Origin of the sequence: Lactovum miscens, from assembly GCF_014202895.1 — a bacterium.
Lineage (GTDB): Bacteria > Bacillota > Bacilli > Lactobacillales > Streptococcaceae > Lactovum > Lactovum miscens.
Genome location: NZ_JACHHV010000023.1, coordinates 1 through 26,741, shown reverse-complemented (window position 1 = coordinate 26,741; position 26,741 = coordinate 1). Strand labels below are relative to the sequence as shown.

General features: G+C 34.2%; 22 protein-coding genes, 1 pseudogene and 1 riboswitch. Of the genes and pseudogenes, 19 read left to right on the top strand and 4 right to left on the bottom strand.

The window, feature by feature from the left end; genetic code table 11:
• The 4 genes and pseudogenes from HNQ37_RS08720 to HNQ37_RS06300 form a co-directional block, all read left to right on the top strand.
• Positions 1-154: pseudogene (locus tag HNQ37_RS08720) on the top strand (IS30 family transposase); the annotation flags it as partial.
• A gap of 254 nt (positions 155-408) precedes the next feature.
• Entirely contained in the window at positions 409-930 is a 522-nt protein-coding gene (locus HNQ37_RS06310) for a hypothetical protein (protein WP_183540412.1), read from the top strand.
• A complete protein-coding gene (locus HNQ37_RS06305; RefSeq protein WP_183540410.1) occupies positions 920-2,254 on the top strand; it encodes a glycosyltransferase family 2 protein in 1,335 nt (444 codons plus the stop codon). Before HNQ37_RS06310 ends, HNQ37_RS06305 begins: the two co-directional genes overlap by 11 nt.
• 3 nt (positions 2,255-2,257) lie before the next feature.
• Positions 2,258-3,055 (top strand): EAL domain-containing protein, encoded by a 798-nt coding sequence (locus HNQ37_RS06300; RefSeq protein ID WP_183540408.1) that lies wholly within the window; start codon positions 2,258-2,260, stop codon positions 3,053-3,055.
• Between the two features lie 484 nt (positions 3,056-3,539).
• On the opposite strand, the gene queA is transcribed toward HNQ37_RS06300, so the two are convergent.
• Positions 3,540-4,580, bottom strand: a complete 1,041-nt coding sequence (queA, locus tag HNQ37_RS06295) for a tRNA preQ1(34) S-adenosylmethionine ribosyltransferase-isomerase QueA (RefSeq protein WP_183540406.1) — start codon at positions 4,578-4,580, stop codon at positions 3,540-3,542.
• Positions 4,581-5,210: 630 nt separating this feature from the next.
• Between queA and HNQ37_RS06290 the strand changes: the two genes are divergently transcribed.
• From HNQ37_RS06290 to HNQ37_RS06265, 6 genes are all read left to right on the top strand, one after another.
• Positions 5,211-5,918 (top strand): glucosamine-6-phosphate deaminase, encoded by a 708-nt coding sequence (locus tag HNQ37_RS06290; RefSeq protein WP_183540404.1) that lies wholly within the window; start codon positions 5,211-5,213, stop codon positions 5,916-5,918.
• 657 nt (positions 5,919-6,575) lie between these two features.
• The gene (gene pcrA, locus HNQ37_RS06285) at positions 6,576-8,867 is read left to right on the top strand and encodes a DNA helicase PcrA (protein ID WP_183540402.1); all 2,292 of its coding nucleotides are present in this window, start codon (positions 6,576-6,578) and stop codon (positions 8,865-8,867) included.
• Between the two features lie 314 nt (positions 8,868-9,181).
• Positions 9,182-9,766, top strand: coding sequence for a DNA-3-methyladenine glycosylase I (locus tag HNQ37_RS06280; protein ID WP_183540400.1), 585 nt, complete (start codon positions 9,182-9,184; stop codon positions 9,764-9,766).
• Between the two features lie 56 nt (positions 9,767-9,822).
• On the top strand, positions 9,823-10,332 hold the full coding sequence (locus HNQ37_RS06275; RefSeq protein WP_183540397.1) for a YkgJ family cysteine cluster protein: 510 nt from the start codon (positions 9,823-9,825) through the stop codon (positions 10,330-10,332).
• A 71-nt stretch (positions 10,333-10,403) separates the two neighbouring features.
• Entirely contained in the window at positions 10,404-10,880 is a 477-nt protein-coding gene (locus HNQ37_RS06270; protein WP_183540395.1) for an NUDIX domain-containing protein, read from the top strand.
• Positions 10,881-11,264 (top strand): nuclear transport factor 2 family protein, encoded by a 384-nt coding sequence (locus HNQ37_RS06265; RefSeq protein WP_183540393.1) that lies wholly within the window; start codon positions 10,881-10,883, stop codon positions 11,262-11,264.
• Between the two features lie 98 nt (positions 11,265-11,362).
• Here HNQ37_RS06265 and HNQ37_RS06260 read toward each other — a convergent pair whose 3' ends face one another.
• From HNQ37_RS06260 to HNQ37_RS06250, 3 genes are all read right to left on the bottom strand, one after another.
• Positions 11,363-12,220: a sugar ABC transporter permease gene (locus tag HNQ37_RS06260; RefSeq protein ID WP_183540391.1), complete on the bottom strand. Its 858-nt coding sequence runs from the start codon at positions 12,218-12,220 to the stop codon at positions 11,363-11,365.
• A gap of 2 nt (positions 12,221-12,222) precedes the next feature.
• Positions 12,223-13,572, bottom strand: a complete 1,350-nt coding sequence (locus tag HNQ37_RS06255; protein WP_183540389.1) for a carbohydrate ABC transporter permease — start codon at positions 13,570-13,572, stop codon at positions 12,223-12,225.
• Positions 13,573-13,647: 75 nt separating this feature from the next.
• Positions 13,648-14,886 carry an extracellular solute-binding protein gene (locus HNQ37_RS06250; RefSeq protein WP_183540387.1) on the bottom strand — a complete coding sequence of 413 codons (1,239 nt, stop codon included), beginning with the start codon at positions 14,884-14,886 and terminating at the stop codon, positions 13,648-13,650.
• A 342-nt stretch (positions 14,887-15,228) separates the two neighbouring features.
• Between HNQ37_RS06250 and HNQ37_RS06245 the strand changes: the two genes are divergently transcribed.
• The 9 genes from HNQ37_RS06245 to HNQ37_RS06205 all read left to right on the top strand — a co-directional run bounded on the left by HNQ37_RS06245 (position 15,229) and on the right by HNQ37_RS06205 (position 26,620).
• Positions 15,229-16,983 carry an alpha amylase N-terminal ig-like domain-containing protein gene (locus HNQ37_RS06245; RefSeq protein WP_183540385.1) on the top strand — a complete coding sequence of 585 codons (1,755 nt, stop codon included), beginning with the start codon at positions 15,229-15,231 and terminating at the stop codon, positions 16,981-16,983.
• A gap of 36 nt (positions 16,984-17,019) precedes the next feature.
• Entirely contained in the window at positions 17,020-18,615 is a 1,596-nt protein-coding gene (locus tag HNQ37_RS06240; RefSeq protein ID WP_183540384.1) for an alpha,alpha-phosphotrehalase, read from the top strand.
• 39 nt (positions 18,616-18,654) lie between these two features.
• Positions 18,655-20,289, top strand: coding sequence for an alpha-glucosidase (locus HNQ37_RS06235; RefSeq protein ID WP_183540382.1), 1,635 nt, complete (start codon positions 18,655-18,657; stop codon positions 20,287-20,289).
• A complete protein-coding gene (locus HNQ37_RS06230; protein WP_183540380.1) occupies positions 20,276-22,537 on the top strand; it encodes a glycoside hydrolase family 65 protein in 2,262 nt (753 codons plus the stop codon). Before HNQ37_RS06235 ends, HNQ37_RS06230 begins: the two co-directional genes overlap by 14 nt.
• A gap of 104 nt (positions 22,538-22,641) precedes the next feature.
• Complete coding sequence (locus HNQ37_RS06225; protein ID WP_183540378.1) at positions 22,642-23,667, top strand: LacI family DNA-binding transcriptional regulator; 1,026 nt, start codon at positions 22,642-22,644, stop codon at positions 23,665-23,667.
• Positions 23,660-24,319, top strand: a complete 660-nt coding sequence (gene pgmB / locus HNQ37_RS06220) for a beta-phosphoglucomutase (protein WP_183540376.1) — start codon at positions 23,660-23,662, stop codon at positions 24,317-24,319. The genes HNQ37_RS06225 and pgmB overlap by 8 nt, the downstream gene beginning before the upstream one ends.
• 73 nt (positions 24,320-24,392) lie before the next feature.
• Positions 24,393-24,512: riboswitch (TPP riboswitch) on the top strand.
• A 29-nt stretch (positions 24,513-24,541) separates the two neighbouring features.
• Positions 24,542-25,096, top strand: coding sequence for an energy-coupled thiamine transporter ThiT (gene thiT / locus HNQ37_RS06215; protein ID WP_183540374.1), 555 nt, complete (start codon positions 24,542-24,544; stop codon positions 25,094-25,096).
• A 536-nt stretch (positions 25,097-25,632) separates the two neighbouring features.
• Positions 25,633-26,271 (top strand): hypothetical protein, encoded by a 639-nt coding sequence (locus HNQ37_RS06210; RefSeq protein ID WP_183540372.1) that lies wholly within the window; start codon positions 25,633-25,635, stop codon positions 26,269-26,271.
• 103 nt (positions 26,272-26,374) lie between these two features.
• Complete coding sequence (locus tag HNQ37_RS06205) at positions 26,375-26,620, top strand: hypothetical protein (protein ID WP_414672545.1); 246 nt, start codon at positions 26,375-26,377, stop codon at positions 26,618-26,620.
• Positions 26,621-26,741: the final 121 nt, after the last annotated feature.

Below are 26,741 nucleotides of genomic sequence, written 5' to 3'. Positions count from 1 at the left end.
TGAGAATCATAACCGCATGATCAGACGTTTCTTACCCAAAGGAACAAAACAAACAACAGCTCAGGCTGTTGCCAAGATTGAGACTTGGATGGCTCAATATCCAAGAAAAATGTTCAAGTATCAGACACCACTTCAGATGTATCGGGGTGGCTAAATTAAATTTGCAATTTTTTTAATTTTTTATAAAAGTTTCAATTTTTGTATCAAATTTTATAAAACTTAAGAATAAATTTATTTAGAAGATGAAAGCTTATAAAAAAACTTCCTTAAATATTCAAAATTTGCGTTTGATGGTGCATTATTTGAAGAGTGGGCACATCCTGACAAGGTGATACTAATTACTTACAAAATCTATGGCATCATTTTTTCAACAAAGTAAATTAAGCATAGTTTAGCTAAAAATATAATATGAAAAAAATAAATAACATAAATCAAGAAAAAAATTTCAGCTATTCTGACCTATTCTTTGAAAAAGGGAATTATATATTAAAAATTAAACAACTTCTACTTGCTTTAGTTGGATGGTTCTGCTTTATAGTCCCGACATTTATAACAATTGATTCTTTTTTGTATTATTTATCCAAAGAGAAGTATGGATGGATGTTCTGGGATTATTCTGAGGGAATAATTGAAATTAAGTTTTTACTTGTAGTTCTTTCTTTTTGTGTGATTATTACATTTTTATACGCAATCAGTATGACCATTATTCAAAATAACCGAAGAGAGTCTGTTATTGAAAAATGGCCAACTTTTGATTCTGTTTCTAGTATTGAACGAGGGAAAAACGCAGAAAAATTTATTGAGGAACGCTTTGGAGAAGAAAAGTTCAGACATAATGTAAAATATTTTGAAGTTGTGCCTGAAAAAAACCTACCAAATAATGAGCTCTCTAAAGCAATAAGGGCGGAAATGGACGATTATGATAAATAATAGTTTTGGGCAAATATTGGCAGGAAGTAATGGTTTTCAAATAGTTTTATCTATTTTTTTCTTAATATTATGTCTGTACCCTGTTATTGGAGCGTTGTTTTGGTTTTTTGGTTCTCTAAGTTATAGATTTTTAAAAAAGGGAAAAAAAGAGCTCAATTTTATTAATTTATTGCCCAAAGAGCAACCCATGATTACTATTATGGTTCCTGCACATAATGAAGAAATTATGATAGAAGAAACTGTTGAGTATTTAGCAACAATGTTAAATTATAGCAATTATGAAATACTAGTTATTAATGATGGAAGTACAGATCAGACATTATCCATTCTTCGCAAGATGCAAGAAAAACACAATAAATTACGTGTAATAAATGTTTTGAAAAATCAAGGGAAGGCTCATGGGTTTAATATTGCAACTTATTTTGCAAAAGGTGAGTATATTTTAAGCAATGATGCAGATACAATTCCTGAGAGAGATGCATTAATGAAGTATATGAATTATTTTATTAATGAAGAGGATATAAATACTGCAGCTGTAACCGCGAATATGGATGTACAAAATAGAACAACTATCTTAGGAAAATCTCAAACCGTTGAATTTTCTAGTATCGTTGGGGTAATTAAAAGAAGTCAAACTTCGATTAACGATTCAATGTACTCATACAGTGGTGCAAACACAATGTATAAGAAACAATTTCTTACAGATGTTGGGGGCTTCAGGCAGGATAGAAGTACTGAAGATATAAGTATTGCTTGGGATCATTTGATGTTTGGTGTAACTCCACGATTTGCTCCAGATATCTTGTTTCATATGAATGTGCCAGAATCTTTACCCCAGCTTTACAAACAAAGAAAACGTTGGGCACAAGGTGGTACTGAGGTTTGGTTTACAAATTTTTTAAAATTCATTATGCACTCAATAAAGTATAGGTATGTACTATCTATGTTTTTAGATACAACGCTTTCAATTATTTGGTCATTCTTCTTTTTTATTTCCACAGTTATTTTTATATTGCTAATGATATATTTTCTATTAATCGGTAATTATGAACGCATCTGGCATGGATTAGCAATGTCTTTTATATTTGTAACATTTGAGCTAATAGCAGGAACATTTCAATTATTATCAGCGTTAATATTAGACAGTAAAGGAGAAAAATTTAGATATTTTATTTTTGCTCCTCTTTATATGCTTTTATTTTGGATAGTGAATCCCTTAACAATTGTGACAACCTTTATTCCAGCTTTGAAAACTTATTTTGGGAAAAATGATCATTATGGAGCTTGGGTTAGTCCTGCTAGAAAAAGTTTGAAAAAAGGATAAAATATGTTAATAAAGATTATGTCAATTATTATTCTAATTTTTATTGTCTTATGTTTGTTAGGAATTCTAATTAGTTATTTTTGGGCAAAAAGGCAAAAATCAATTTATCCTAAAACAATGGAGAATATTGACAACTATACTTTTTATTTTCAAACGATTATAGATAATAAGGGAAATACATCTGGTTTAGAAGCATTACTTAGAAAATTTGATGATCAAAAGCAAGAATGGTTATTCCCAGATGATATTAATCAATTTACCTTGCGAGAAGTGGTACATTTACTTCAAAAAAGTTTAATAAATATAAGCTATCCTTCAAGTTTTTTGGCTATCAATATAAGTTTAATGCAGCTTTCTGATCCACGTTATGAGTATTTTATTAGGTGGGTAAAGGGAGAATGCTATCCTATGGAGTTACGAATTGAATTTAATGTAGAATTATCTGATAAAATAGGTTTCTTAATGAAAGTAAGAATAAAGAAAAATTTGAAAATTAGTAAAAAAATAGGTGTTCATGTAATTTTAGAAAAAGTAAAACCAGATAAAAGTTACTATAAAAAAATTAAATGGCTTTTAAAATATATTTATGGTGTAAAAATTCCTTTATCAAAATTTTATAAGAAAAATGATGCAGAGTGGTTTTATTTAAATATTGGTGACTGGGTACGCTTAATTAAAACAAAAAATAAAAAGATAGATATAACAGAAGTTGAAGATATTGAAGGCTTAAATCTCGCTAATAAATTAACCATGGATAATAGACAAGGTTATTTCATAAATAAACCTCATTATGAAGAATAGCTTTCACAAATAAATATGTGTATTTTTGTAAGTGAGTGAACGGTTTTCAATTTGCAAAATATGGGGTTAGAGTACCAGTACTTATAGAATATAATTTATAATTTCAAATTTTAAGCTCTTTGCAAAAAATTATATATAGCTAATAGCTAACTAAAAACACAATAAAATGAATGAAAAAAGAGCTGGATGTATCCAACTCAATACCTTTTATATTATTCAAGTATAGAATACAAAAAATTATTTTGACCTAAAAATATTGCTTGTGGAGTGCTGAACAGATTTCTTTTTGAGTAATTAATTCCTATAAAAGAATGTTAAATTGACAAACTTACTTCAGTTTTAATTGGGTATTTAGATTAAACTTGTAATTCACAAAAAATTTGAAATATTAGTACGCCATAGATAAGAATGATAGTAAGTCCAAAAAAATTCTCCAACAGACTTTTCATAAAAAAGTGATATGGAACTGGTCGGGAAGGCTATTTTATTTTTGTTGATTTTTTACGAACATGGCATCACCAAAGCTGAAGAAGCGGTATTTTTCTTCAATTGCATGATTATAAGCATCAAGTATAAAATCTTTTCCAGCAAAGCTTGCAACAAGCATAACTAGTGAGGTACCTGGGAGGTGAAAGTTTGTGTTGAAAGCATCCACTATTTTCCATTCATAACCTGGCATAATGAAAATGTCAGTCCAACCTGAATCGGCTATTATTTCGCCATTGAACTTGCTTCCAATTGTCTCAAGTGTGCGAATTGAAGTTGTCCCACTTGCAATGATTTTGTGACCAGTTGCTTTAACTTCACGAAGGGTTTCAGCAGCCTCTTCAGATAGCCGGTAGAATTCACTGTGAAGTCGTTCTGTATCAATATTTGCTTTACTTAGGGGTTTGAAAGTACCTAAACCAACATGAAGGGTCAGCTCAACAATGTGAACTCCCTTTGCCTCAATTGCATCCAACAATTCCTTTGTGTAATGCAAACCAGCAGTTGGGGCTGCTGCAGAGCCTTGCTCTTTGGCATATACAGTCTGATACCGTTCTTGATCTTTCAATTGCTCATGAATGTAGGGAGGAAGCGGCATTTCGCCAAGAGACTCGAGCACTTGTAAAAAGATGCCTTCATAAATAAATTTCATGAGACGAATCCCGTCTTCTCCCTCAGCAATGACCTTGGCTTTTAAACGCCCATCACCAAAGCTAACCTTTTCACCAACCTTCATCTTACGCGCAGGTTTTGCTAAACATTCCCAGATATTGTCACCCTTGTCTTTCAAAAGAAGTAGCTCAACGTGACCATGTGTCTCTGACCGCTCCCCGTGCAAACGGGCAGGGAGTACACGAGTATTATTAAGGACAAGTGCATCGCCAGCTTCAAACTCATCCAAAATGTCGTAGAAGTGTTTGTCTTGCATTGATCCAGTAATAGGATTAAGAACCAGAAGGCGTGACGCATCACGTTTTTCAAGCGGAGTTTGGGCGATTAGTTCGTCAGGTAAGTTATAATCAAATTCTTTAATATCCATACGAAACATTATAACAGAATTCATTATATAGTTTATTTTTTTATCTTTTGCTGTCTTCATTTTTTTGTGATAAATGACATAATATTTGAATCACTGAGTCAAATTATTATGATTTTGGAATTTTGTTTTGGATATTTCACGATAATCGTTTTAAGTTCCTCTGCCCGTATGATTGCCAATAAATTAAAAAGAAGCAATAAAAGATAAACTCAATTTTTTCGACATAAACATGATGTATTTTATTTTTTTTAATAGTTTTGAATAATTAAGAAATATTTTGTAAATTCTAATACTTTTTCATTCTGATTGGATTGGTGAGTCAATTTACAAAGATATATTAACTATTAAAAAATATGAAATTTTTAACTCCCTTGCTTATTTTTAGTTAAAGCAATGTATTAAAATCAAATTTGATTTTCACAAGCCTAAATGATAGGTTGCTTCAATGAATGAAAAAGTCTGTTTAAAATTCTTAATTTTCATGATTTGTAAAAGTATTTGGAGAATTAATAAGTTATCTCCTTTTCATGATTTTTTTTTGAGTTTCTTAAATAAATTTTCAAAAGGCCTTGCGGAAATTAAAAAAATAATCTATAATTGGTGTATACCAAAAATAAAAGGAAGATAACCATGAAAATCATTAAAGTTAAAGATCCACAAGAAGGCGGAAAAGTCGCATTTGAACTTTTCAAAGAGGCATTATTAAAAGGTACGAAAGTACTAGGCCTTGCGACAGGTTCAACACCTGTTTCATTCTATAATGAAGTTACAAGATCAAACCTTGATTTAAGCGATTTAACTTCTATCAACCTTGATGAATACGTAGGACTTGATGGAACATCTGATCAATCTTATCGTTACTTTATGCAAAAGCATCTTTTTGATAAGAAGCCTTTTAAAGAAACATATGTACCGAATGGTAAAGCGACTAATCTTAATGAATTTGTAAAAGAATACGATAAAATAATTGATGAGCACCCAATTGACTGGCAAGTGCTTGGACTAGGTCAGAATGGACACATAGGTTTCAATGAACCAGGAACTCCAACTACGATTACTACTCACGTGGTTAACTTGGCGGAGTCAACTATAAAGGCCAATGCCCGCATGTTTGAGAATGAATCAGATGTCCCACGTCAAGCGATTTCAATGGGCATTGCTTCAATTATGAAATCTAAACAACTTGTTGTGATGGCTTGGGGAGTTGAAAAGGCTGATGCTGTAAAAGGAATGATTGAAGGCCCTGTAACTATTGAACTTCCAGCATCTATTCTTCAAACCCGTGACAATGTAACTGTTATTGTAGATGAAGCAGCAGCTTCTAAATTATCTAAGTAAACAACCAAAATCATATAAAACCTGAGTGATCAGGTTTTTTTATTTATTATTCAAGTTTATTTTTGGTGGCGTACATAATAATATGCTTTTGTTTAATAAAATGAATTATCAAAAAATTTGTTATAGTTCAAATTTCACTACCCAGAATAAACTGTTAATAATTTCTAGAGTATAGCAATGATCTATTTATAAATGTAGTGGTAAGAAAATTATTATTCTCGAAACGCATTGGCATATAGACACTAATAAATTATATTAATAAATAATCATAAATCATAAATGAAATCTTTAAGATAGTAGTTAATAAAACTGTAAAATTTAATGATAATCTTTTTGGTTAAATTGATCTTAGTTTAAATTTTAAAAATAATTATTTAAAAAATTAGTGAAAATAAAATAACTAAAGTTAAAAATGTAATTTCTCAATGTAATTCTTGTTTATTTATGATTCAAATGCCAAAAAAGTTAAATGCTCAATAATATCTATTATAAAGTTAATTAATGAGTGACTAGATAATTTTTTTCACCCCGACTGAATGAATTTCTCCTTTGCCTTAAATCTTCCAGTCAGTTTTATCAATAAAACAAAACTAAAACATAACCAAAAGTTATATGTGAAAAGTCATGTATAGATGAAATTCTGCTATAATTATTATTATGAATTTATTACTAAATGGTTTGAATGAAAAGCAAAGAGAAGCTGTAGAAATGACAGAAGGGCCGCTTTTAATAATGGCTGGAGCGGGGTCCGGTAAAACGCGTGTTCTGACTCACCGTATTGCATATTTAATTAATGAAAAGATGGTCAATCCTTGGAATATATTAGCTATTACCTTTACTAATAAAGCTGCTCGTGAAATGCGTGAACGTACGATTCATTTAAACCCAGCAGCTCAAGATTCGATGATTGCGACTTTTCACTCAATGTGTGTGCGTATATTACGTCGAGATGCTGATCAAATAGGTTATAGCCGTAACTTCACCATTCTTGATACTTCTGATCAAAGAACCGTAATAAAACGTATCCTCAAAGAGTTTGATTTGGATCCAAAGAAATTGGATCCAAAAACAATTCTTGGAGCAATTTCTAATGCGAAAAATGAATTAATTGATGAAGTAGCATATGAAAAGTCAGCTCAACCTAGCAATCCTATGACTATGTTGATTGCACGTTGTTACAAATCCTATCAAAAGGAATTACGTAAATCTGAAGCCATGGATTTTGATGATTTAATCATGCAAACACTACGACTTTTTCATGAGGTGCCAGAGACCTTGGCCTATTATCAAGGCAAATGGCAATATATCCATGTGGATGAATACCAGGATACTAATCGTGCCCAATATGAGCTGGTTAAATTGATTGGTGAACGATTTGGTAATGTCTGTGTGGTGGGAGATGCTGATCAGTCAATCTATGGTTGGCGTGGAGCTGATATGCAAAATATTCTCGACTTTGAAAAAGATTATCCTTCTGCCAAGGTTGTTCTTTTAGAAGAAAATTATCGTTCTACAAAGACAATTTTAGCAGCAGCAAATCAAGTCATAAAAAACAATGTCAATCGGCGAGATAAGAATCTTTGGACTTCCAATGATTCTGGACCGTTGATTACTTACCATCGCGCCAGTGACGGTGTAGAAGAAGCGGTTTTCGTAGCAAAACAGATTTCGGATAATGTGCGTTCTGAAGGGAAAAAGTACGCAGATCATGCAGTTCTCTATCGTACAAATTCACAATCTCGTACTATTGAAGAGGCTTTGCTCAAGTCAAATATTCCTTATAAAATGGTGGGCGGAACAAAATTCTATAGTCGAAAGGAAATTCGTGATCTAATTGCGTATTTAAACATTTTGGCAAATTCGAATGATGATATTTCATTTGAACGGATCGTAAATGAGCCAAAAAGGGGCGTTGGACCTGGTACATTAGAAAAGCTTCGTAATTTTTCAGTAAACCAAGGTAAATCAATGTCATCTTCCCTCTTAGATTTACCTTTATCTTCAATTGTAGGGAAAGCAGCCGGAAGTCTTTATGATTTAGGTTTGCAATTGGATATTTTAAGAAATTCACTTGATAAGATGACCATCACTGAGATATTGGAGGAAATTATTGCCAAGACAAATTATGTTGGCTTTCTTTTGCAACAAAATACTATTGAGGCACAAACGCGTATTGAAAATATTGATGAATTTAAGTCTGTTACTCAGGACTTTGATAAAAAAAATGAATCAACAGAAAATTTAGTAAATGAAACCGGATCAGAACGGCTCTCTCGTTTTTTGAATGATCTTTCACTAATAATGGATACTGACTCTGTGGATGATGAATCAGAACAAGGCGTGACTTTGATGACGCTTCACTCGGCTAAGGGCTTAGAATTTCCGATTGTTTTCATAGTTGGGATGGAAGAGGGAATTTTCCCCCTTTCACGTGTTAATGAAGACCATGACGAACTTGAAGAAGAGCGCCGTTTAGCCTATGTTGGGATTACTAGAGCGGAGAAGCGTCTCTATCTTACAAACGCTAATTCTCGTGTGCTTTATGGTAAATTAAGTTATAATCGCCCGAGCCGTTTCATTTCTGAAATTGAGGAAGAGTTAATTGAATTTACGGGTCAAGCACGGGGCCGCAATACCAGCTTCAACGTCGAATTTTCAGGATCTGGTGCAAGATTCTCAGCTGATCGTAACTTTGGTGTATCGGGGGCATCAAATTCCTCATCTACAAGACGCGTGGATAACTCAGAAGAAAAACTACCTTGGAAAAAAATGCCTGAGGAACCAACTGTTAACTGGCACATGGGAGATACTGCCCGTCACAAAAAATGGGGTGACGGTGTAGTACTTTCTGTGACAGGCTCTGGCAACAATCTTGAGCTTAGGATTAACTTTCCTGAAGTTGGGCAAAAACGATTGTTGGCTAAAGTTGCACCAATTGAGAAAGTATGAATAACACCAATTTTAAAATTTGAGAAAGTAGAATTCACCACTAGGTGTGCATTAATTGATAGAGTCAAACAAAAAGCCACAGTACCCCTGTCTTTCTCTACTTGATAAATGATCATCCTTGACTTAGTTTTTGGTGAGGTGAAGAGGATGGTTCTGTCTACTAAGCATGTATATCTGATTTATCATCTTAAAATTTTGTTCCGTAATCGTTGTTGTCTCGTTGGAAGCTAATCACAGTAGGCTTTTCTATATATTGAGAGTGATAAATAAATTAAGAAGTTTTGTTATTTTTTTGAGAAAGAATGTGGAAAAAAATGATTGAAAAAACGCGTTGTGACTGGTGTCTCTCCTCTGAAAATATGATGCATTACCACGATACTTTTTGGGGAACACCACTCCATGATGATCAAGAACTTTATGCCAAGCTTGTACTAGATTTAAACCAAGCTGGTTTATCTTGGAATACAATATTAAATAAGATAGAAAATTTTTATGCTGCTTTTGATAATTTTAACATCGAAAAAGTTGCAAAATACGATGATACTGATCGTGAACGTCTGATTCAGAATGAGGGAATTATTCGAAACAAGCTGAAAGTTAATGCGGCCATTGTCAATGCTCAAAAGGTTCTGGCTATTCAGAAAGAGTTCGGGTCTTTTGATGCTTATCTTTGGGGGGTTGTGAACAGGAAAGTCGTCGAAAATCATCTTTCAGATGAAGCTAGTCGGCCTGCCTCAACTGAGCTTTCAGATCGGATTTCTAAAGATATGAAAAAAAGAGGTTTTAAGTTTACTGGTACGACGGTTATCTATGCGTACCTACAAGCAGTAGGAATTGTCAATGATCATTTAACTTCTTGTTTTAGGTATCAAGAATTAACTTCCCAAAATAAAAGTTAGAACAGCCACATGGTGGCGATTTTTCTTGTTTGTTGTGAATGTGCTAGAATGTAATAATGACGAAGCACTCAGCAGACTTTATAGACATTGACCATTATCGAGATTTAGCTCAGCAGAAACACAAAGAACATGCTAAGTTTCTTGCTCAAGTCAAAAAAAAGCCACCTAAACATTTGGATGAAATTACTGCTGAGATCCACTATGAAGTCTTTCGGGAGATTGACTGTACTAAATGTGCTAATTGCTGTAAAACACTCGGTCCTGACTTTAAGGAAGCTGACATTGAACGTATTGCTAAGTATCTACGGATGAGTTTGCAAGGTTTTGAAGCCAAATATCTACGAGTAGATGAAGATGGCGACAAGGTCTTTCAGGCAATGCCATGTCCGTTTTTAGGAACAGATGACCTCTGCACGATCTATGAAAGTCGTCCTAAGGCCTGCCGTGATTTTCCTCACACGGATCGCAAAAAAATTTACCAGATTAACCATCTGACTTTAAAAAACACAGAGTACTGTCCTGCTGCTTATGAGTTTGTTGAAAAACTTAAAACAAAGTTGAAGTAAACTGTTGAAAAATTTTGTGATTTTATTTAATAGCCTAAGGCTTGTTTTATAAAATGAAAAGAGAGGTAAAAGTGGATTACATTTCATGGATACGAAGCAAAGTTGGACATGACAAGATTATTTTAAATTTTGTCGTGGCATTGATTAGGAATAAACAAGGAAAAATCCTAATGCAAAAGAGGGTAGATTCAGGGCTATGGGGATTTCCAGGTGGCTGTATTGAGATTGGTGAAAGCTTTGAAAAGGCGCTACGCCGCGAAGTTTTTGAAGAAACTCAGATTCAGGATTTCGAGATTGTGACACAGTTAGGCGCCTATAATTGGTTAAATCTCACTTATCCAAATGGCGATATAGCTCAGCCAATTGATATTTGGTACGTTTGTAATTTTAATGGAGAGGTTGACTTAACATACAAGGATGAAGAAACAAGTGAACTTCGCTGGGTGAATTTTTCCAAATTAGATGTTGAACTATTCAATAAAAATTTTGCTATAGCAATTGAAGATTATTTAAAATGGGAAAGTACCCATATGAAAGTAGGAGAATAAATGTCAGTCGGAAGTTTAGTAACAGATTATTTTGAAGCTGTCGATTCAATGAAGACAAATCGTGTAGCCAGTTTCTTTGCTGAGGATGGAACTCAGCGCTTTGGAAATAGTGCTGCCCTCATTGGGATAGATGCAATTAAAAAAATGTATTCCGAGTTTTTCGAATCAATCACTGAAATCCATCATGAAGTCCTCGCAATTACTACCGGAAAGTTTTTAGAGAATGGTGAGCGCCGAACAATTATTATGGTAGAAGTATCTGTGACATACATAAAAAAGAATAATTCGAAAGTCATTTTGACAAATGTAGTGACCATTCGGATGAATAAAGATAAAATTCAAGACTTTCGAGTCTTCGGGGATCCTGGACATATCTTTTCGTGAGAAAACTTACGTCTAAATACTAGAAATACTAAATTTGATGAAAAAAAAAACAAGATTTGATGAATTTGTCAAATCTTGTTTTTTTTCAATGGATATAGTTAACCTTTGTCGGAACCTGCCGTAATTCCATTTACATAGAATTTTTGCATAAAGATAAACAAAATGGTAATAGGAATGGCAATTATTACACATCCTGCGATGAAGGAAACAAAGTATTGTGAACTTGCTCCTCGTGAGTTATTTATCATATTCTGGAGACCATATGCAATAGTTCGATTTTCTGGAGCTTGTCCACCTAAAATAATACTTGGTAAGAGGAAATCAAGCCAGGGGCCCATAAATGACATCAGGGCTGTGTAAATTAGCATCGGGCGAGCAAGTGGAAGTGTAATGTGAGTGAAAATTTGCCAACGAGTAGCACCGTCAATCATGGCGGCTTCATCAACTGAGCGAGGTATTGTATCTAAGAAACCTTTGACAATGTAAAATCCGAGACCTGCACCACCAATATAGATTAATGTTAATCCAACTAAGTTAAGCATATTAAGAGCCTTTAAGATGTAATACAAAGAAATCATAGACATCAACCCAGGAAACATTCCCAAAATCAAAGCAAATTGAAGAAAAGGTTTGCGCAACTTGAAACGTAGGCGAGACAAGGCATAGGAAACAATAATATTTAGGAAAGTGCTCCCTACCATTGTAACCAAAGCTACAACTAAGGTATTTACCAGCCAGCTTCCATAAGGAAAAATGGGGTTATTAAAGAGCTGAAAGTAATTATTAAATGTCCAATTGTGAGGAATGAAGGTTTGGATAAATCCAGTAAAGTTATTAGTTGAGAAACTGGCCAGTATCATCCAAATTATTGGAAAAATCCAAACTATTGCTAAAAAAATAACCAATATATATCTTGAGATTAAGGAAAGCCTCTTCTGACTCTTATACGATTTCATGATTAACCCTCCTTAAATGCACTAGTTCTACGATAGGCTACGAGTGATATAGATGCCATAATAATGAAAATTATTATTCCAATTGCGGAGCCGACATTGTAGTTTGGTACTGACTTCAATGTAATGTTATAAAGCCAGGTAATCAATAAATCAGTTGATCCAGCTTGATAGTAATTCGCATTCAACGGGCCACCTCCAGTCAAGAGGAAGATAACGTTGAAATTATTTATATTTCCCATGAATTGTTGAATGAGCGCTGGAGTCATGACAATAAGAATTTGCGGGAAAGTAACTGAGCGAAAAATCTGAAAAATGTTAGCACCATCAATCCGAGCTGCTTCAATCTGATCTTGTGGAAGATTTTGAATGATTGCCGTAGCGACTAGCATAGTTACTGGAATACCAATCCACATATTGATAAAAATTACTGAAAATTTAGCTAACATCGGATCTTGTAAAAACTGAATAGGAGCACTGATCCAGTGATTAGTCTGAAGCCAAGTATTAAGAGGTCCTTCATTATCCAGAAAGATGTTCATCATCAATAAAGATACAAATTGTGGTACAGCAAATACAATTACGAAAATCGTCCGCCAAAGTCCTTTGAATTTAACTCCCTTTGATTCAATAAGAAGGGCAAGAAAAATGCCACCAAAGAAAGTAGTAACTGTAGCTGCAATTGCCCAAATGATTGTCCAACCTAAGACATGGAAGAAGGTATTTCCCGTATTTCCAGTAAAAATCTGTCCAAAGGATTGAAAACCCGCCCAAGAAAAACCTATTGGATGATATTGGTTAAAATTCGTGAATGCAATTGTAATATTTAAAAGCAAAGGAGCAACCGTAAAAGCGAAAATTCCGATTAAGGGAATGATCATCAACGTTGCATAAAGCCGGCTGTCAAGAAGTGAGGCAAGATCTTCTTTCGTAGTTGGAATATGTTTTTTATCCCGATTTAAGCTATATAAATGTTTTGTTGAATGAAGACTTGTGACATAGATTAAAATTAATAATGCAATAACAATAAGCGAAAGTAATCCGAATAGCAGGATAATCAAAGAGTTATCAGGTTGTTTTGTCACATAAACGCCTTGAGCAGCATCAAATACTGGAGAAGTCTTTTTGTTTATGCCTAGACTTGAAAGCATGCTTAATGAACTGATACCACTAAAGGCAAACCAAGCTAAAAAGGCGATTTCAATTAGAAGAAATGAAACACCCTTTAGCCATTGCTTATTTTTTATTTGGCTGATACCCATAACAAAGAAACTTAACTTGGTAAAAACATCGCCATTGTTCCAAGCCTCTCTGAAAGTTGCTTCTTCAGGTAATTTATTTTTCTTTTTGAACATAAATTTGTCCTTTATTAATATGAAAACAAAAGAGATTGAGTCTTACCCCAACCTCTCTTGCGAGACATCTAATGATTAGTTGGTTGCTTTAGAAATAGCTGCAACGAATTTGTCAAGTTGTGCTTGGTATTGGTCTGCAGGAATCTTTCCAGCTTCAGCATTTTGAATCATTGGAGCCGCTAAAGTCCAGAAAGTTGCCATTTCAGGCATTTTAGGCATCAAAGTATCGTTTTTTACTTGCTTTATGACGGCTTGAGCAACTGGATCAGACTTAATTGTTGAATCGCTTTGATCTTTAGTTGAAACTGGTATAGCAGCATTCGCTTTATAAAGAGCCATTTGTGATTCAGCGTTAGAAAGATATTTAGCTAGTTCTGAAGCAGCTACTTGATATTTTGAAGCTGAATTAACAGCTAAAGTACCAACACCAGAGAAGGCTTGCATTTGTTTAGTACCATTACCAAAGTCAATCTTTGGAAGAGTTGTTACACCAAAATCATTTGCGAGGAATTTTTTGATATTTTGAGAATCCCAAGGTCCATCAAGAACAGCGGAAGTTTTTCCAGATTGCAAATCAGCTAATAGAGCAGAACCAGATTGTTTAACTCCAGGATTAGAAGCCTGTTTAGCAAACCAAGACATAACTTGAACACCAGGAGCTGTGTTTGCATCAGTTCCATCTAAAGTCTCACTGTCTTTACCAAATAGAACAGTACCATTTGAAAGGAATGCTGGGTACCAGTTGTATGAGTTTGTAAAATCAGTACCAATTACTTTGTCCGCTGTAAAATCAGTCCAAGCTGCAGGCGCTGTTGTAAATTTAGACTTATTATAGAAGATTAAATTTGATTGTTGGTCTTGTGGATAAGCATACATTTTACCTTTCCAAGTTACAGCTTGGCCAGCAATATTAATATCATTATCTTTTACCCATTGAGTCGCATCTGGTGAAAGTGGGTTAATATAGCCTGCTTCAGCCATTGCTCCAAGTTGGTCATTTGGAACTTTAAAGACATCAGCAGCTTTAGAGGGGTCTTTTGAAATGTCTTGTTTAGCATTAGCTGATCCTGTTGGAGATTGTTGCACAGTCACTTTAACATTTGAATACTCTTTTTCAAATCCAGAAACTAGAGTCTTGTAAGAAGCGGCATTTGCTGGATCTACCCAGAGTGTCAAAGTTCCCTTGACGTCTTTAGAATTTGTGCTTGATGAAGTTGTTGTTGCCTTGCTTCCGTTATTTGATGAGCAGGCAGCAAGTGTAGCGACTGCAAGAACAGATGCTCCACTGAGAGCTATTTTTTTCCAAGACTTCATGTTGTGTTTCCTCCTAATGAAAACGTTTTATTTTTTTACTTCTTTATTTTACGCAAACGTATGCATTTTGTCAAGAGAAAAAAACTAATATTTTTAAAAAAATGATCTAAATAATTGATAAAAGCGATTAATTAGCTAATATTAGAGGAAAAAACCATTTTTAAAACTATAAATTTAATGCAATCGATTGCGTAATTAAAGGTGTTATGATAAAATTTTAAATAATTTGAATTTAAATTTTCTATAAATTTCTGCAAAGTCTTTTTAGACAGATATTAAAGGAATATATTTCAACTTATTATAAAGAGAAAGAATTTTTTAAAAATTTTTGGAGGTTCAATTGTGAACAAAGACGCTATTTTCCATCGCCCAGAATCAGAATATGCTTACTTGTACACCAATGAGAAAGTTCATATCCGGATTCAAGTGACTCGTGGTGACATTTTAAGTGCCGAACTAGTCTATGGAGATCCTTATATATGGAAAAAAATTGAAGGAAAAGAAGGACAATATTGGAAAAGTAATGTTTCTAAAATGCACAAAACACTTTTCACCACTACTAGTGATTATTTTGAAGTAGAAGTAACCGTACCTACTAAAAGGATGGATTATTTATTTATTTTAACATCTGTAGATGGAAAAAAGGTTATTCTTACAGATCAAGGCGTTTTTGAATATAAAAAGAAATTGTTAAATCAAAAATATGCTGCTTTCCGTTTACCCTATTTTCATGAATCAGATCGGTTTAAGTCACCTGAATGGGTAAAAGACACTGTGTGGTATCAAATTTTTCCTGAACGTTTCGCAAATGGAGATGAGAGCAATGATCCAGCTGGAGTTAAGGCATGGAACCCCAAGGAAAAACCGGAACGACAAGATTTCTATGGTGGAGATTTACAGGGAGTCATAGATCATTTAGACCATTTGACAGAGCTTGGAGTGAATGGAATTTATTTTACACCATTATTTAAAGCGGCTTCTAACCATAAATATGATACAGAAGATTATCTTGAAATTGATCCATCGTTTGGGAATAAAGTGCTGTTCAAAAAGTTAGTAGATGCAGCACACGACCGTGGAATTAAGATTATGTTAGATGCAGTATTTAATCATATTGGTGATACATCTAGTCAGTGGTTAGATGTCTTGAAACATCAAGAGGCTTCAAAATTTGCCAATTGGTTTCATGTTAATTCGTGGCCAGCTACCTATACGCCTACGGATGATTTCGAAAATGCAGAAAATGTTACTTATGATACATTTGCTTTTACACCACACATGCCAAAATTGAACACATCAAATCCAGAAGTTCAGGATTATTTGTTGAAGATAACAGAATACTGGATTCGTGAGTTCGACATTGATGCATGGCGTCTAGATGTAGCAGATGAAGTAGATCATACATTCTGGAAGAAGTTTCGTATGACATGTGATTCCATCAAGAAAGATTTTTACATTTTAGGTGAAGTTTGGCATTCGGCTCAGCCATGGTTAGTAGGGGATGAGTTTAGTGCAGTAATGAATTATGCTTATACAGATGCTATTAAAGATGGTTTAATCACGAAAAAAATTACACTCAATCAAATGGTTTCAAATATAAACACTCAGTTAACACTTTATCGGAAACAAACAAATCAATTGATGTTTAATGTACTTGACTCTCATGATACACCTCGAATCTTGACAGTCGCAAAAAATAATAAAGAATTAATGAAATTAGTTGAAGTATTTACCTATTTGCAGCCAGGAGTTCCTTGTATCTATTATGGTGATGAATTTGCAATGACAGGTGATATGGATCCTGATTGTCGTAGATGTATGCCTTGGTCTGAAGACTTACAAGATGCAAACATGTTTAGCTTCTTTAAACAACTGGTAGCATTTCGCCATAATTATGCTCAAGTCTTGTCCGATTCCAGTGTTGTTTGGAAACGTGTTGATAATAGAAGAGGGATTGTGAAATTTGAACGCGGAGAATTGAAAGCCATTTTTAACATTGGAAAACAACCAGTTTCATTTACAGAAGATAATGTCGTTTTCTCAAATCTAGTAGAGGATAACAGTGTTCTACAATATGGATTTGTGATTTATAAATAGTTAATGATTTGAATTTTTAAGCTAAAGGAGAAAATTGTGACAGAGAATTGGTGGCAAAAAACAGTTGTTTATCAGATTTACCCAAGGTCATTTATGGATACAAATGGAGACGGTATTGGTGATATACCTGGAGTTATTTCTAAATTAGATTATCTGAAAGAACTTGGTATTGGCTGTATATGGCTAAGCCCGGTTTATCAGTCACCAATGGATGATAATGGTTATGATATTTCGGACTATCGCGCGATAGCTGGTATTTTTGGTGAGATGTCTGATATGGATTGTCTGCTCGCAGAGGCAACAAAACGTGAGATTAAGATTGTTATGGATTTGGTAGTCAATCATACCTCGGATGAACATGCATGGTTTATAGAAGCAGCTAAATCTAAAAATAGTAAATACCGAGATTATTACATTTGGCGGGACCAACCTAATGAATTATCATCTATTTTTTCGGGTTCTGCCTGGGAATTTGATGAGAGAACAAGTCAATATTTTTTGCATTTATTTAGTAAACGCCAACCTGATTTAAATTGGGAAAATCCAAAAGTCCGTAAAGAAATTTATGATATGATGAATTTCTGGATTGATAAAGGAATTGGTGGATTTAGAATGGATGTCATTGACCTGATTGGTAAGGAAATTGATAAGGGAATCACTGGAAATGGCCCAAAACTTCATGAATATCTACATGAGATGAATCAAGCTACTTTTGGCAGTAAAGACTTGTTGACAGTTGGAGAGACCTGGGGGGCAACTCCTGAGATCGCAGAATTATATAGTGACCCTAAACGCAAAGAATTATCAATGGTTTTTCAATTTGAACATATTACATCAACTTATCCTAAAAATGGAGATAAATGGGAGAGCGGTGAGCTTTCTGTCTTGAAGTTAAAAGAAATTTTTTCTAAGTGGCAAGCCCTGGAAAAAGGTTGGAACTCTCTTTTTTGGAACAATCATGATTTACCTAGAATTGTTTCAAATTGGGGAAATGATGGAAAATTTAGGACTCAATCTGCAAAAGCATTTGCCATTTTACTACATTTGATGAAAGGGACCCCTTATATCTATCAAGGTGAAGAAATAGGGATGACCAATTTTCCATTTGTTAAATTTGATGAGTTGAATGATGTTGAGTCAAGAAATTGGGCTGTCGTGGCACGTGAAAAGGGTTGGCCTGAAGAAAAAATTATGGATGCTATCAGACGCATTGGTCGAGATAATGCCCGAACACCCATGCAATGGGATTTAACAGAGAACGCTGGATTTACAACCTCTAAACCTTGGATAGCTGTAAATCCTAATTATAAGGAGATCAATGTATTGACTGATCTGTCAATGCCAAATTCGATTTTTAAAACCTATCAGAAATTAATTCGGTTACGAAAGGAGAATGATTGGGTAGTTAAAGGGAAATTTGAACTTTTGGAATCTGCGGATGACGTTTTTGCTTATTTACGAAATTTTGAAGGAAAAAAATATTTAATTGTTGTCAATTTATCCAACGAGCAAAATATCTTTGAATCAGACTTTGAGATTAAGAATTTATTAATTCATAATTATGGAATAGTTGAGAATATAAATTCATTTAATCTAAAACCATGGGAAGCTTTTGCTTGTGAGATAAAATAAAAATTATATTAAAAACGTTTTCAAGGATTGTAAAAAAATATGAAAAATGATAAAAATTACTTTCATCGTTTCGTCGGTTACCAGATTTACCCAAAATCTTTTCGAGACTCGAATGGAGATGGTGTAGGAGATGTTCTAGGAATTATTGAAAAATTACCCTACCTGAAAAAACTTGGCGTTGACTTTCTTTGGTTAAATCCAATTTATAAAAGTCCCCAAATAGATGGAGGGTATGATATATCTGATTATTTTGCAATTGATGAGATGTTTGGAAATTTAGATGAACTAAAACGTCTATTTAAAGAAGCTCACAAACTAAATTTTAAAATCATCATGGATTTGGTAGTCAACCATACTTCAGACCAACATCCATGGTTTCTAGCTAGTAAAAAATCAAAAGACAATCCATACCGAAATTTTTATTTGTGGGAAGATGCTACAGCTAATCAAATGCCAAATGATTGGATTTCATTCTTTGGTGGATCAACTTGGACTTTTGATAAAACAACAAATCAGGCTTATTTTCATGTTTTTGCAAAAGAGCAACCAGATTTAAATTGGAAGAATCCCGAACTACGTGCAGAAATATATAAAATGATTCGTTGGTGGCTTGAGTTGGGGCTTGATGGTTTTAGACTGGATGCAATCTCTCATATTCAAAAAAAATCTTGGGATTTTAAAATCAAATCATGGCGTGCCAATGGTCCCTGGCAACCATTTATGAATGTGACAGGTATTGAAGATTACATGAAGGAGTTAAAAGATATCTTTAATGAATATGGGGCACTAACAGTTGGGGAAGCATCAGGGGTCTTATCTTCCGACGCGCCTAATTGGACTGATGAAAATGGCTATATCGATATGATTTTTGAGTTAGAGCAAAACGTTCGCCGTCCTGATGGATCAGGAGATATTTATAAGTTTAAACAAGCCCTAATTCGTTGGCAGAAAGCCCAACTTGAGCGTGGTTGGAATGCTCTGTATTTAGATAATCATGATCAGCCCCGTTCAATAGATATTTTTGGAGATGGATCAGAGATTTCAGGAAAAGCATTAGCGGTGGCTTACATGCTTTTACGTGGCACGCCATTCATATATCAAGGACAAGAAATTGGTATGACAAATTTTCCTTTTGAGTCTTTTACGCAATTACGAACCATAGAAAATATTAGGCATTATAAGGACCTTTTAAAAGATTTACCAGAAACTGAAGCGCTTAAAAATGTTACAATTAACGCGCGTGATCATGCACGAACACCAATGCAATGGGATAAAACAGAAAATTCTGGGTTTTCAAAGAATATGCCTTGGATGGAAGTTAATCCTAATTATGAGACGATAAATGTAGTGGAAAATACTTCGATTTTCAAATTATATCAATGGTTGATTAAGTTGAGACATGATGAATTTTCAATATCGGATGGTTTAATTAAATTTTATTTTGAAAAACATAGAACTGCATTTGTGTACGAACGTAATGATTTTTTGATTTTAACGAATTTGGGTAAAACAAAAGCTAACTTGAAATTTGATTTCAAGATAGAAGGGAAAAACTATCAACAAATTCTTGGAAGCAAAAAATGTGAACTTAGTTCTAAAATGACGCTTGAAGGATGGGAATATCAAGTATTTAAAAAAATAAGTCAGGAAGAAAATGGAAATGAAACAAATTAACCGTATTATGGAAATTGATCCTTGGAAAATTACATCAAATAAAATTGAAATTGAAAATCGGAGACTTCAGGAATCTTTGACTTCGATCGGAAACGGCTATATGGGAATGCGCGGAAACTTTAGCGAAAGTTTTAGCGGTGACCATCACCAAGGAACTTATGTTGCAGGTGTTTGGTTTCCTGATAAAACGCGAGTTGGTTGGTGGAAAAATGGCTACCCTGAATATTTTGGTAAAGCAATTAATGCGCTTAACTTTGCAAAGGTCCAACTCTTTGTTGATGAGCAAGAAGTTGATTTGGCAAAGCCATTGGTTTCTGACTTTGAAATGACTTTGGACATGCAGCATGGAACTTTTAGTTATCATTATATATTCTTGGGTGTCCGAGTAAGTACTCAAAGGTTTTTCTCACTCTCACAGAATGAGCTCGCTGTTTTTAAATTTGAATTTGAAAGTATTGATAATGAAAATCATACGATACATATAAGGTCTTATGTTGATACAAATGTTCGAAATGAAGATGCCAACTTCGATGAGAATTTCTGGAACATTTTGGAACATGGAGTAACAAAGGAAGGTTCTTTTATCGTTAGCCAAACAATACCAAACCCTTTTGATGTAGAACAATTTACACTTTTTACACACCAAATGCATCAAGGCATGTTTAGTCGCATTATGCAAGAATTCGAAAATGGAGCGATAATTGAAAGCTTTGAAGGAAATTTATCAGCTAACAATAATTTAAACTTTGAAAAACGTGTGGTGGTTTTAACAAGTAGAGACTATGAAAGCATAGAGCAGATGAAAGAAGCTGATTTATCCATGTCTGATTCACTTGTGAAGTTTTCTTATGATGAATTGTTAGGTTCTCATTCAGAATATTGGAAAAAACGATGGGATATTTCAGATATTCAAATTTTTGGTTCTGATGAAGCACAACAAGGCATTCGTTTCAATCTCTTTCAACTTTTTAGTACTTATTATGGTGAGGACGAGCGTCTTAATATTGGACCAAAAGGTTTCACTGGTGAAAAATATGGTGGCGCTACTTATTGGGATACTGAAGCTTACGCTGTGCCTCTTTATCTTGCTTTGACAGATCAATCTGTTACCAAAAATCTTTTAAAATATAGACGAAATCAATTGGCGGGTGCTCATCATAATGCAAAACAGCAAGGACTAGCTGGTGCATTATTTCCAATGGTCACTTTTACTGGTGTAGAGTGTCATAATGAATGGGAAATTACTTTTGAAGAAATTCATCGCAATGGAGCGATAGCTTATGCCATTTATAACTATTGTAATTATACAGGTGATGAAGCTTATCTTGCACATGAAGGACTAGAAGTTTTAGTTGAAATTGCAAGATTCTGGGCAGATCGAGTGCATTTTTCAGCTCGTAAAAACATGTACATGATTCATGGGGTTACTGGCCCAAATGAATATGAAAACAATGTTAACAATAATTGGTATACAAACAAATTAGCTTCTTGGGTATTGAAATACACTTCTGAAAGTTTGGATAAATACCCTAGACCAGATTTAATGGTTTCAAATGAAGAAAGAAACAAATGGGCGGATATAGTTGATAAAATGTATTTTCCAGAGGACCATGAACTTGGAGTTTTTGTACAACAGGATGGGTTTCTTGACAAAGACCTTACCCCTGTAGCTCAACTTGATTCTAAAAATTTTCCACTTAATCAAAACTGGTCTTGGGATCGGATATTGCGTAGTCCCTATATTAAACAGGCCGATGTTTTACAAGGAATTTACTTTTTCGGTGATAAATTTAATTTAGAAGAGAAAAAGCGAAATTTTGATTTTTATGAACCTTTAACAGTTCATGAAAGTTCTTTAAGCCCAAGTATCCACGCAATTTTGGCTGTTGAGCTTGGTTATGAAGAGAAAGCCATGGAAATGTACGAACGGACAGCTCGTCTAGATCTTGACAACTATAATAATGACAGTGATGATGGTCTTCACATTACTTCGATGACAGGATCTTGGCTTGCAATAGTTCAGGGATTTGCACAAATGAAAACTTGGAATGGGAAGTTAAGTTTTGCTCCGGTTTTACCTAAAGCCTGGGAGGGTTATTCCTTCCATGTAAATTATCGTGGGCGCTTGCTTAAGGTTTTATGCAATAAGCATGTGGAAATACATCTACTTAAAGGTGAACCTTTGGAACTTAATGTTTACGGTAAAGCTACTCAACTTTTTGACAACTTCGTGACTAATTTAAGTTAAAAATTTATTGACAATGTAGAAATAAATTGCGAAAATGGGGAATAATAAAGATTAACAGAGATAGGGCCCCTCTATCTTATTTGATGGGGACTAAGGGAATATAAATGGCAGTAACAATAAAAGACGTAGCTTTAAAAGCAGGTGTCAACCCTTCTACAGTAAGTCGTGTGATTAAAGATGCACCTGAGATCAGTGAGAAAACGAAATCAAAAGTTCGAAAAGCTATGTCAGAACTTGGCTACACTCGAAATGCAGCAGCTCAGATTTTGGCATCAGGAAAGACAAATACGATTGGGGTAGTTTTTCCACCTGTAGTTGATAAATCAAGCCAACCTTTCTTCATGAAAATCTTGACGGCAATAAATGAGACGGCAAGAAAATTTAATATCTCAATTGCAATCGCTACTGGGCACACTCAACATGAACTTAAAAAACAAGTTCGATTGCTTTACTCCGAACGTCGGGTTGATGGTTTTATCGTTTTATATGCTGGAAAAATTGATGGGATACGTGAGTATCTGATGGGGAATAAAATACCCTTTGTGCTGGTTGGGACCCCTTCTGATCATCAAAATGAAATTACTCATGTTGATAATGATAATGAGCTACTTGGACGTGAAGCAGTGAGGCATTTGGCTGGGCTAGGACACAATCACATTGCATTCGTAACTGATACACAAGAAGGAGAGGTTTTTGAGGAGCGTTATCAAGGTTTCGTGGATGAGATGAAAAAGCGAAATTTGACTTCAAGTCTGTTGAATTTTGATCAGAGATTCTCCTATGGCAATGAAACAGCGTTTGTAATTATGGATGATGTTCTTTCACTAAAGGTCTTAGGAAAGCTAAAAGAAGAAGGTGTTCGAGTACCTGAAGACATAAGCTTGATTACTTTTAATAATTCTGTTTTTGGAACAATTATTCATCCATTTTTTACAACCTTTGATATCAATGTCACCCGATTAGGCGCTGCGAGTGTTGAGAAATTTTTGTCTTTACTAAATGACAATTCAGATTACCATGAAAAAACGGTTGTTCCTTTTAAGCTGATTTTACGTGAATCCACTCAAGAGAGACAGGGTGAATTTAAAGCCAAACACAATTTACAAGAATATGGAGAACAAGATGTTTAAAGCAGTATTGTTTGACCTAGATGGTGTCATTACTGACACAGCTGAATATCACTATAAAGCATGGAAGTTATTGGCTGAAGAAATTGGAATTGTCGGAGTAAGTCGAAAATTCAATGAGCAATTAAAGGGTGTATCACGTGAAGATTCTTTGCAGAAGATTTTAGATTTAGGTGGCAAAGTAGTTTCTCCTAATGAATTCGCCGAATTGGCTAATCGAAAAAATAACAATTATGTCAAGATGATTCAAGACGTTAGTTCCAGTGATATTTATCCTGGTATATTAAAACTCTTAGAAGATTTAAAGTCTAATGGAATTAAGATTGCTCTTGCCTCCGCCTCAAAAAACGCTCCCTTCTTATTGAAAAAGATGGGCCTAACAGGCTATTTTGATGCCATTGCGGATCCAGCAGAAGTGAAAGCCTCGAAACCAGCTCCAGACATATTTATCGCTGCTGCTCATGCCCTTGGACTACAACCAGTAGATTGCATAGGTATAGAAGACTCTTATGCAGGTGTAAAAGCTATCAAAGCTTCTGGGGCCACACCTGTAGGGATTGGCAGAGAAGAAGACTTGGGGGCGGATGTTAGACTTGTACCCAATACATCCTATTGCACTTTCGATTTTTTAAAAAAAGTTTGGAGTAAAATTTAATTAAAATTATGTTCAACTCATTCAACAAGTATTTCTTTGCAGAATATGTTAAAATTGACAACATAATATAAAACATATGCACAATGGGTCTTTTGAGGTGACAGTCAAATATAATAACTGCTATCCAAAAGTGAGAAATACCATCTGACCTGATCGAGATAATGCTCGCGTAGGAATGTGAATTTTTTCAACTCCTTTTTGTGTAAAAAAAGGAGATTTTTTATGTCAAATTCAAAATTCGATGTCCGTTTATTGACAGAAATTGCACTTATGGCAGCACTTGCCTTCATTATTAGTTTAATTCCTAATACTGTTTATGGATGGATTATTATTGAAATCGCTTGTATTCCTATTTTGATCTTGAGTCTACGGCGTGGTCTTTATGCGGGTTTTGTTGGTGGGTTAGTTTGGGGAATTTTGACTATTATTACAGGTCATGCATATATCTTAGCTCCAAGTCAAGCTTTTATTGAATATATTTTAGCACCCGTATCGCTCGGATTAGCTGGATTTTTCCGCCAACGTAAACTTGAACTGAGATATTTCCCTGTAGTTATTGGAGTTCTTATAGCAGTTTTGGTAAAATATACCCTTCATTTTATCGCGGGTATTATTTTCTGGAGTCAATACGCTTGGAAAGGTTGGGGAGCTGTTGCTTACTCTTTAGCGGTGAATGGAATAAGTGGTGTTTTGACTGCAGTTGCAGCAATTGTGATTCTTGCGATTTTTGTTAAAAAATTTCCAAAAGTATTTGTTCCAAAAAACATATTGAATTGAAAATATATAAAATTGTGTTAAGAATTTATTACTTTGACAAAAAGGTCAGAATGTAATTGATAAGTATTTTGGGCAATGTTATAATATCCACATAATTGAATAAATCTTTAGTGCAGGGTGAAATTAACTACCGGCGTTAAAGCCCGAGAGCTTCTAGCAGCATGATTCTATTAAATTTAGAAGCTGGCGGTATAGTCTGGATGAAAGAAGATAAAAAATTTGTAAGTTTTTTTCGTATATTTAGCTTTAACTCTGAAGTGGTTTTCTTAACCATTTCTTTTTAATTAGGTTTCAAAAGTGACTTATTAAAATATACTGAACTTTAAATCTCACTCAAAAAGGAGAAGGACATGTCAATCTAAACCTTCAAGTTGATGCTGTCATTGTCAAAAGGCTTTTTTACTGCTACAGGAGTAGTAGAAATGGTAAATTTGATTCATGAAATGAACTTATAATAAGATCAAGTAGAATTTGAAAGTTATATAAAGAAAGTTCATTTTGATATAATGGAGTATCCTAATAATAGAAAGAACATAATGACTTACTCTGTAAAAATTACTTATCCAAAAGAAGAATCAGCATTGAAAAACCGTATGACTGAACGCCGTGTTAGCGAATCACTTGAAGAGTTGGAAACTGATCAAGTCGTTGAAGAATATGAAAAATGCTTGACAAAAGGCTATTCTGTAACAACGACTTTTAATCCACCTACTCAAGATAAAAAAGGTGGGGAACCAGACCCGTTCGCAATTGCTCAACAATTTGAACTTTCAGCAATTCCCTATAAAGCGACTCTAAAGTTAAAGGCATCTGGCACATTCGAAGTTATTTCAAAGATTGCGAAGCTGATCGAAATAAATGGTTTTGACTATGATGTTTCTTTGAAGTTGAAAATTAGTGAAACTTCACCAGTTGATTTTGAAAAAGAAGCAACTTGGTTCGATCATGAATATGCCAAATACACTATTTTTCCAAAAGCTAGCAGTTCTGATATTGATGATCTTAAATCACTCTATGATGCCCTTGTCGAAATGAAACAAGAAGTTAAAATCAGCCTAAAGGCAAAGGTTCGAAAAGACAGTGATGAAGAATTTGCTTCTCAATTATCTGCCTATCCCGAGGATACAACGATAGTTCTTAAACTCTCTGACGCGGATGTTTACGGAGAGGAATAAATATTTCTTAAAAAGTTGAGCTAGTCTCGGCTTTTTGTAATCTATTTTAATTTGGCTGCTTAGTAAAAATTATTCTACGAGCAATTATTGCTTTGGTGAATCTGTGCGACCAGAACGCATGGCAGAAAATACAAATATTTTTGATTTTGAATTATTAAAAGAAGATTTAGAAGTGATTACATATTTAGACATGAAAGAATCAGCATTTTTTGATTATGATAATCCTAGTCAAGTAGTGGTTCATGGACCAAATGAAAAATACAAGAAAATAATATCAATATTGTGTGTAAATAGGTTACCAATTTCAGGGCTTTGTGAGTTTGTTTTAATTTTTAACCTTTTGATATAAAATTCCAGAAATATTTTGAATGTTTGTTTTGGCAAATTGTAAAATTAAGTTAGCCACCTGAAGCAAGAAAAAAACACCTGAAACCTTTATACTTGAATTTGGAAAAATAAAGTAGAAAAGG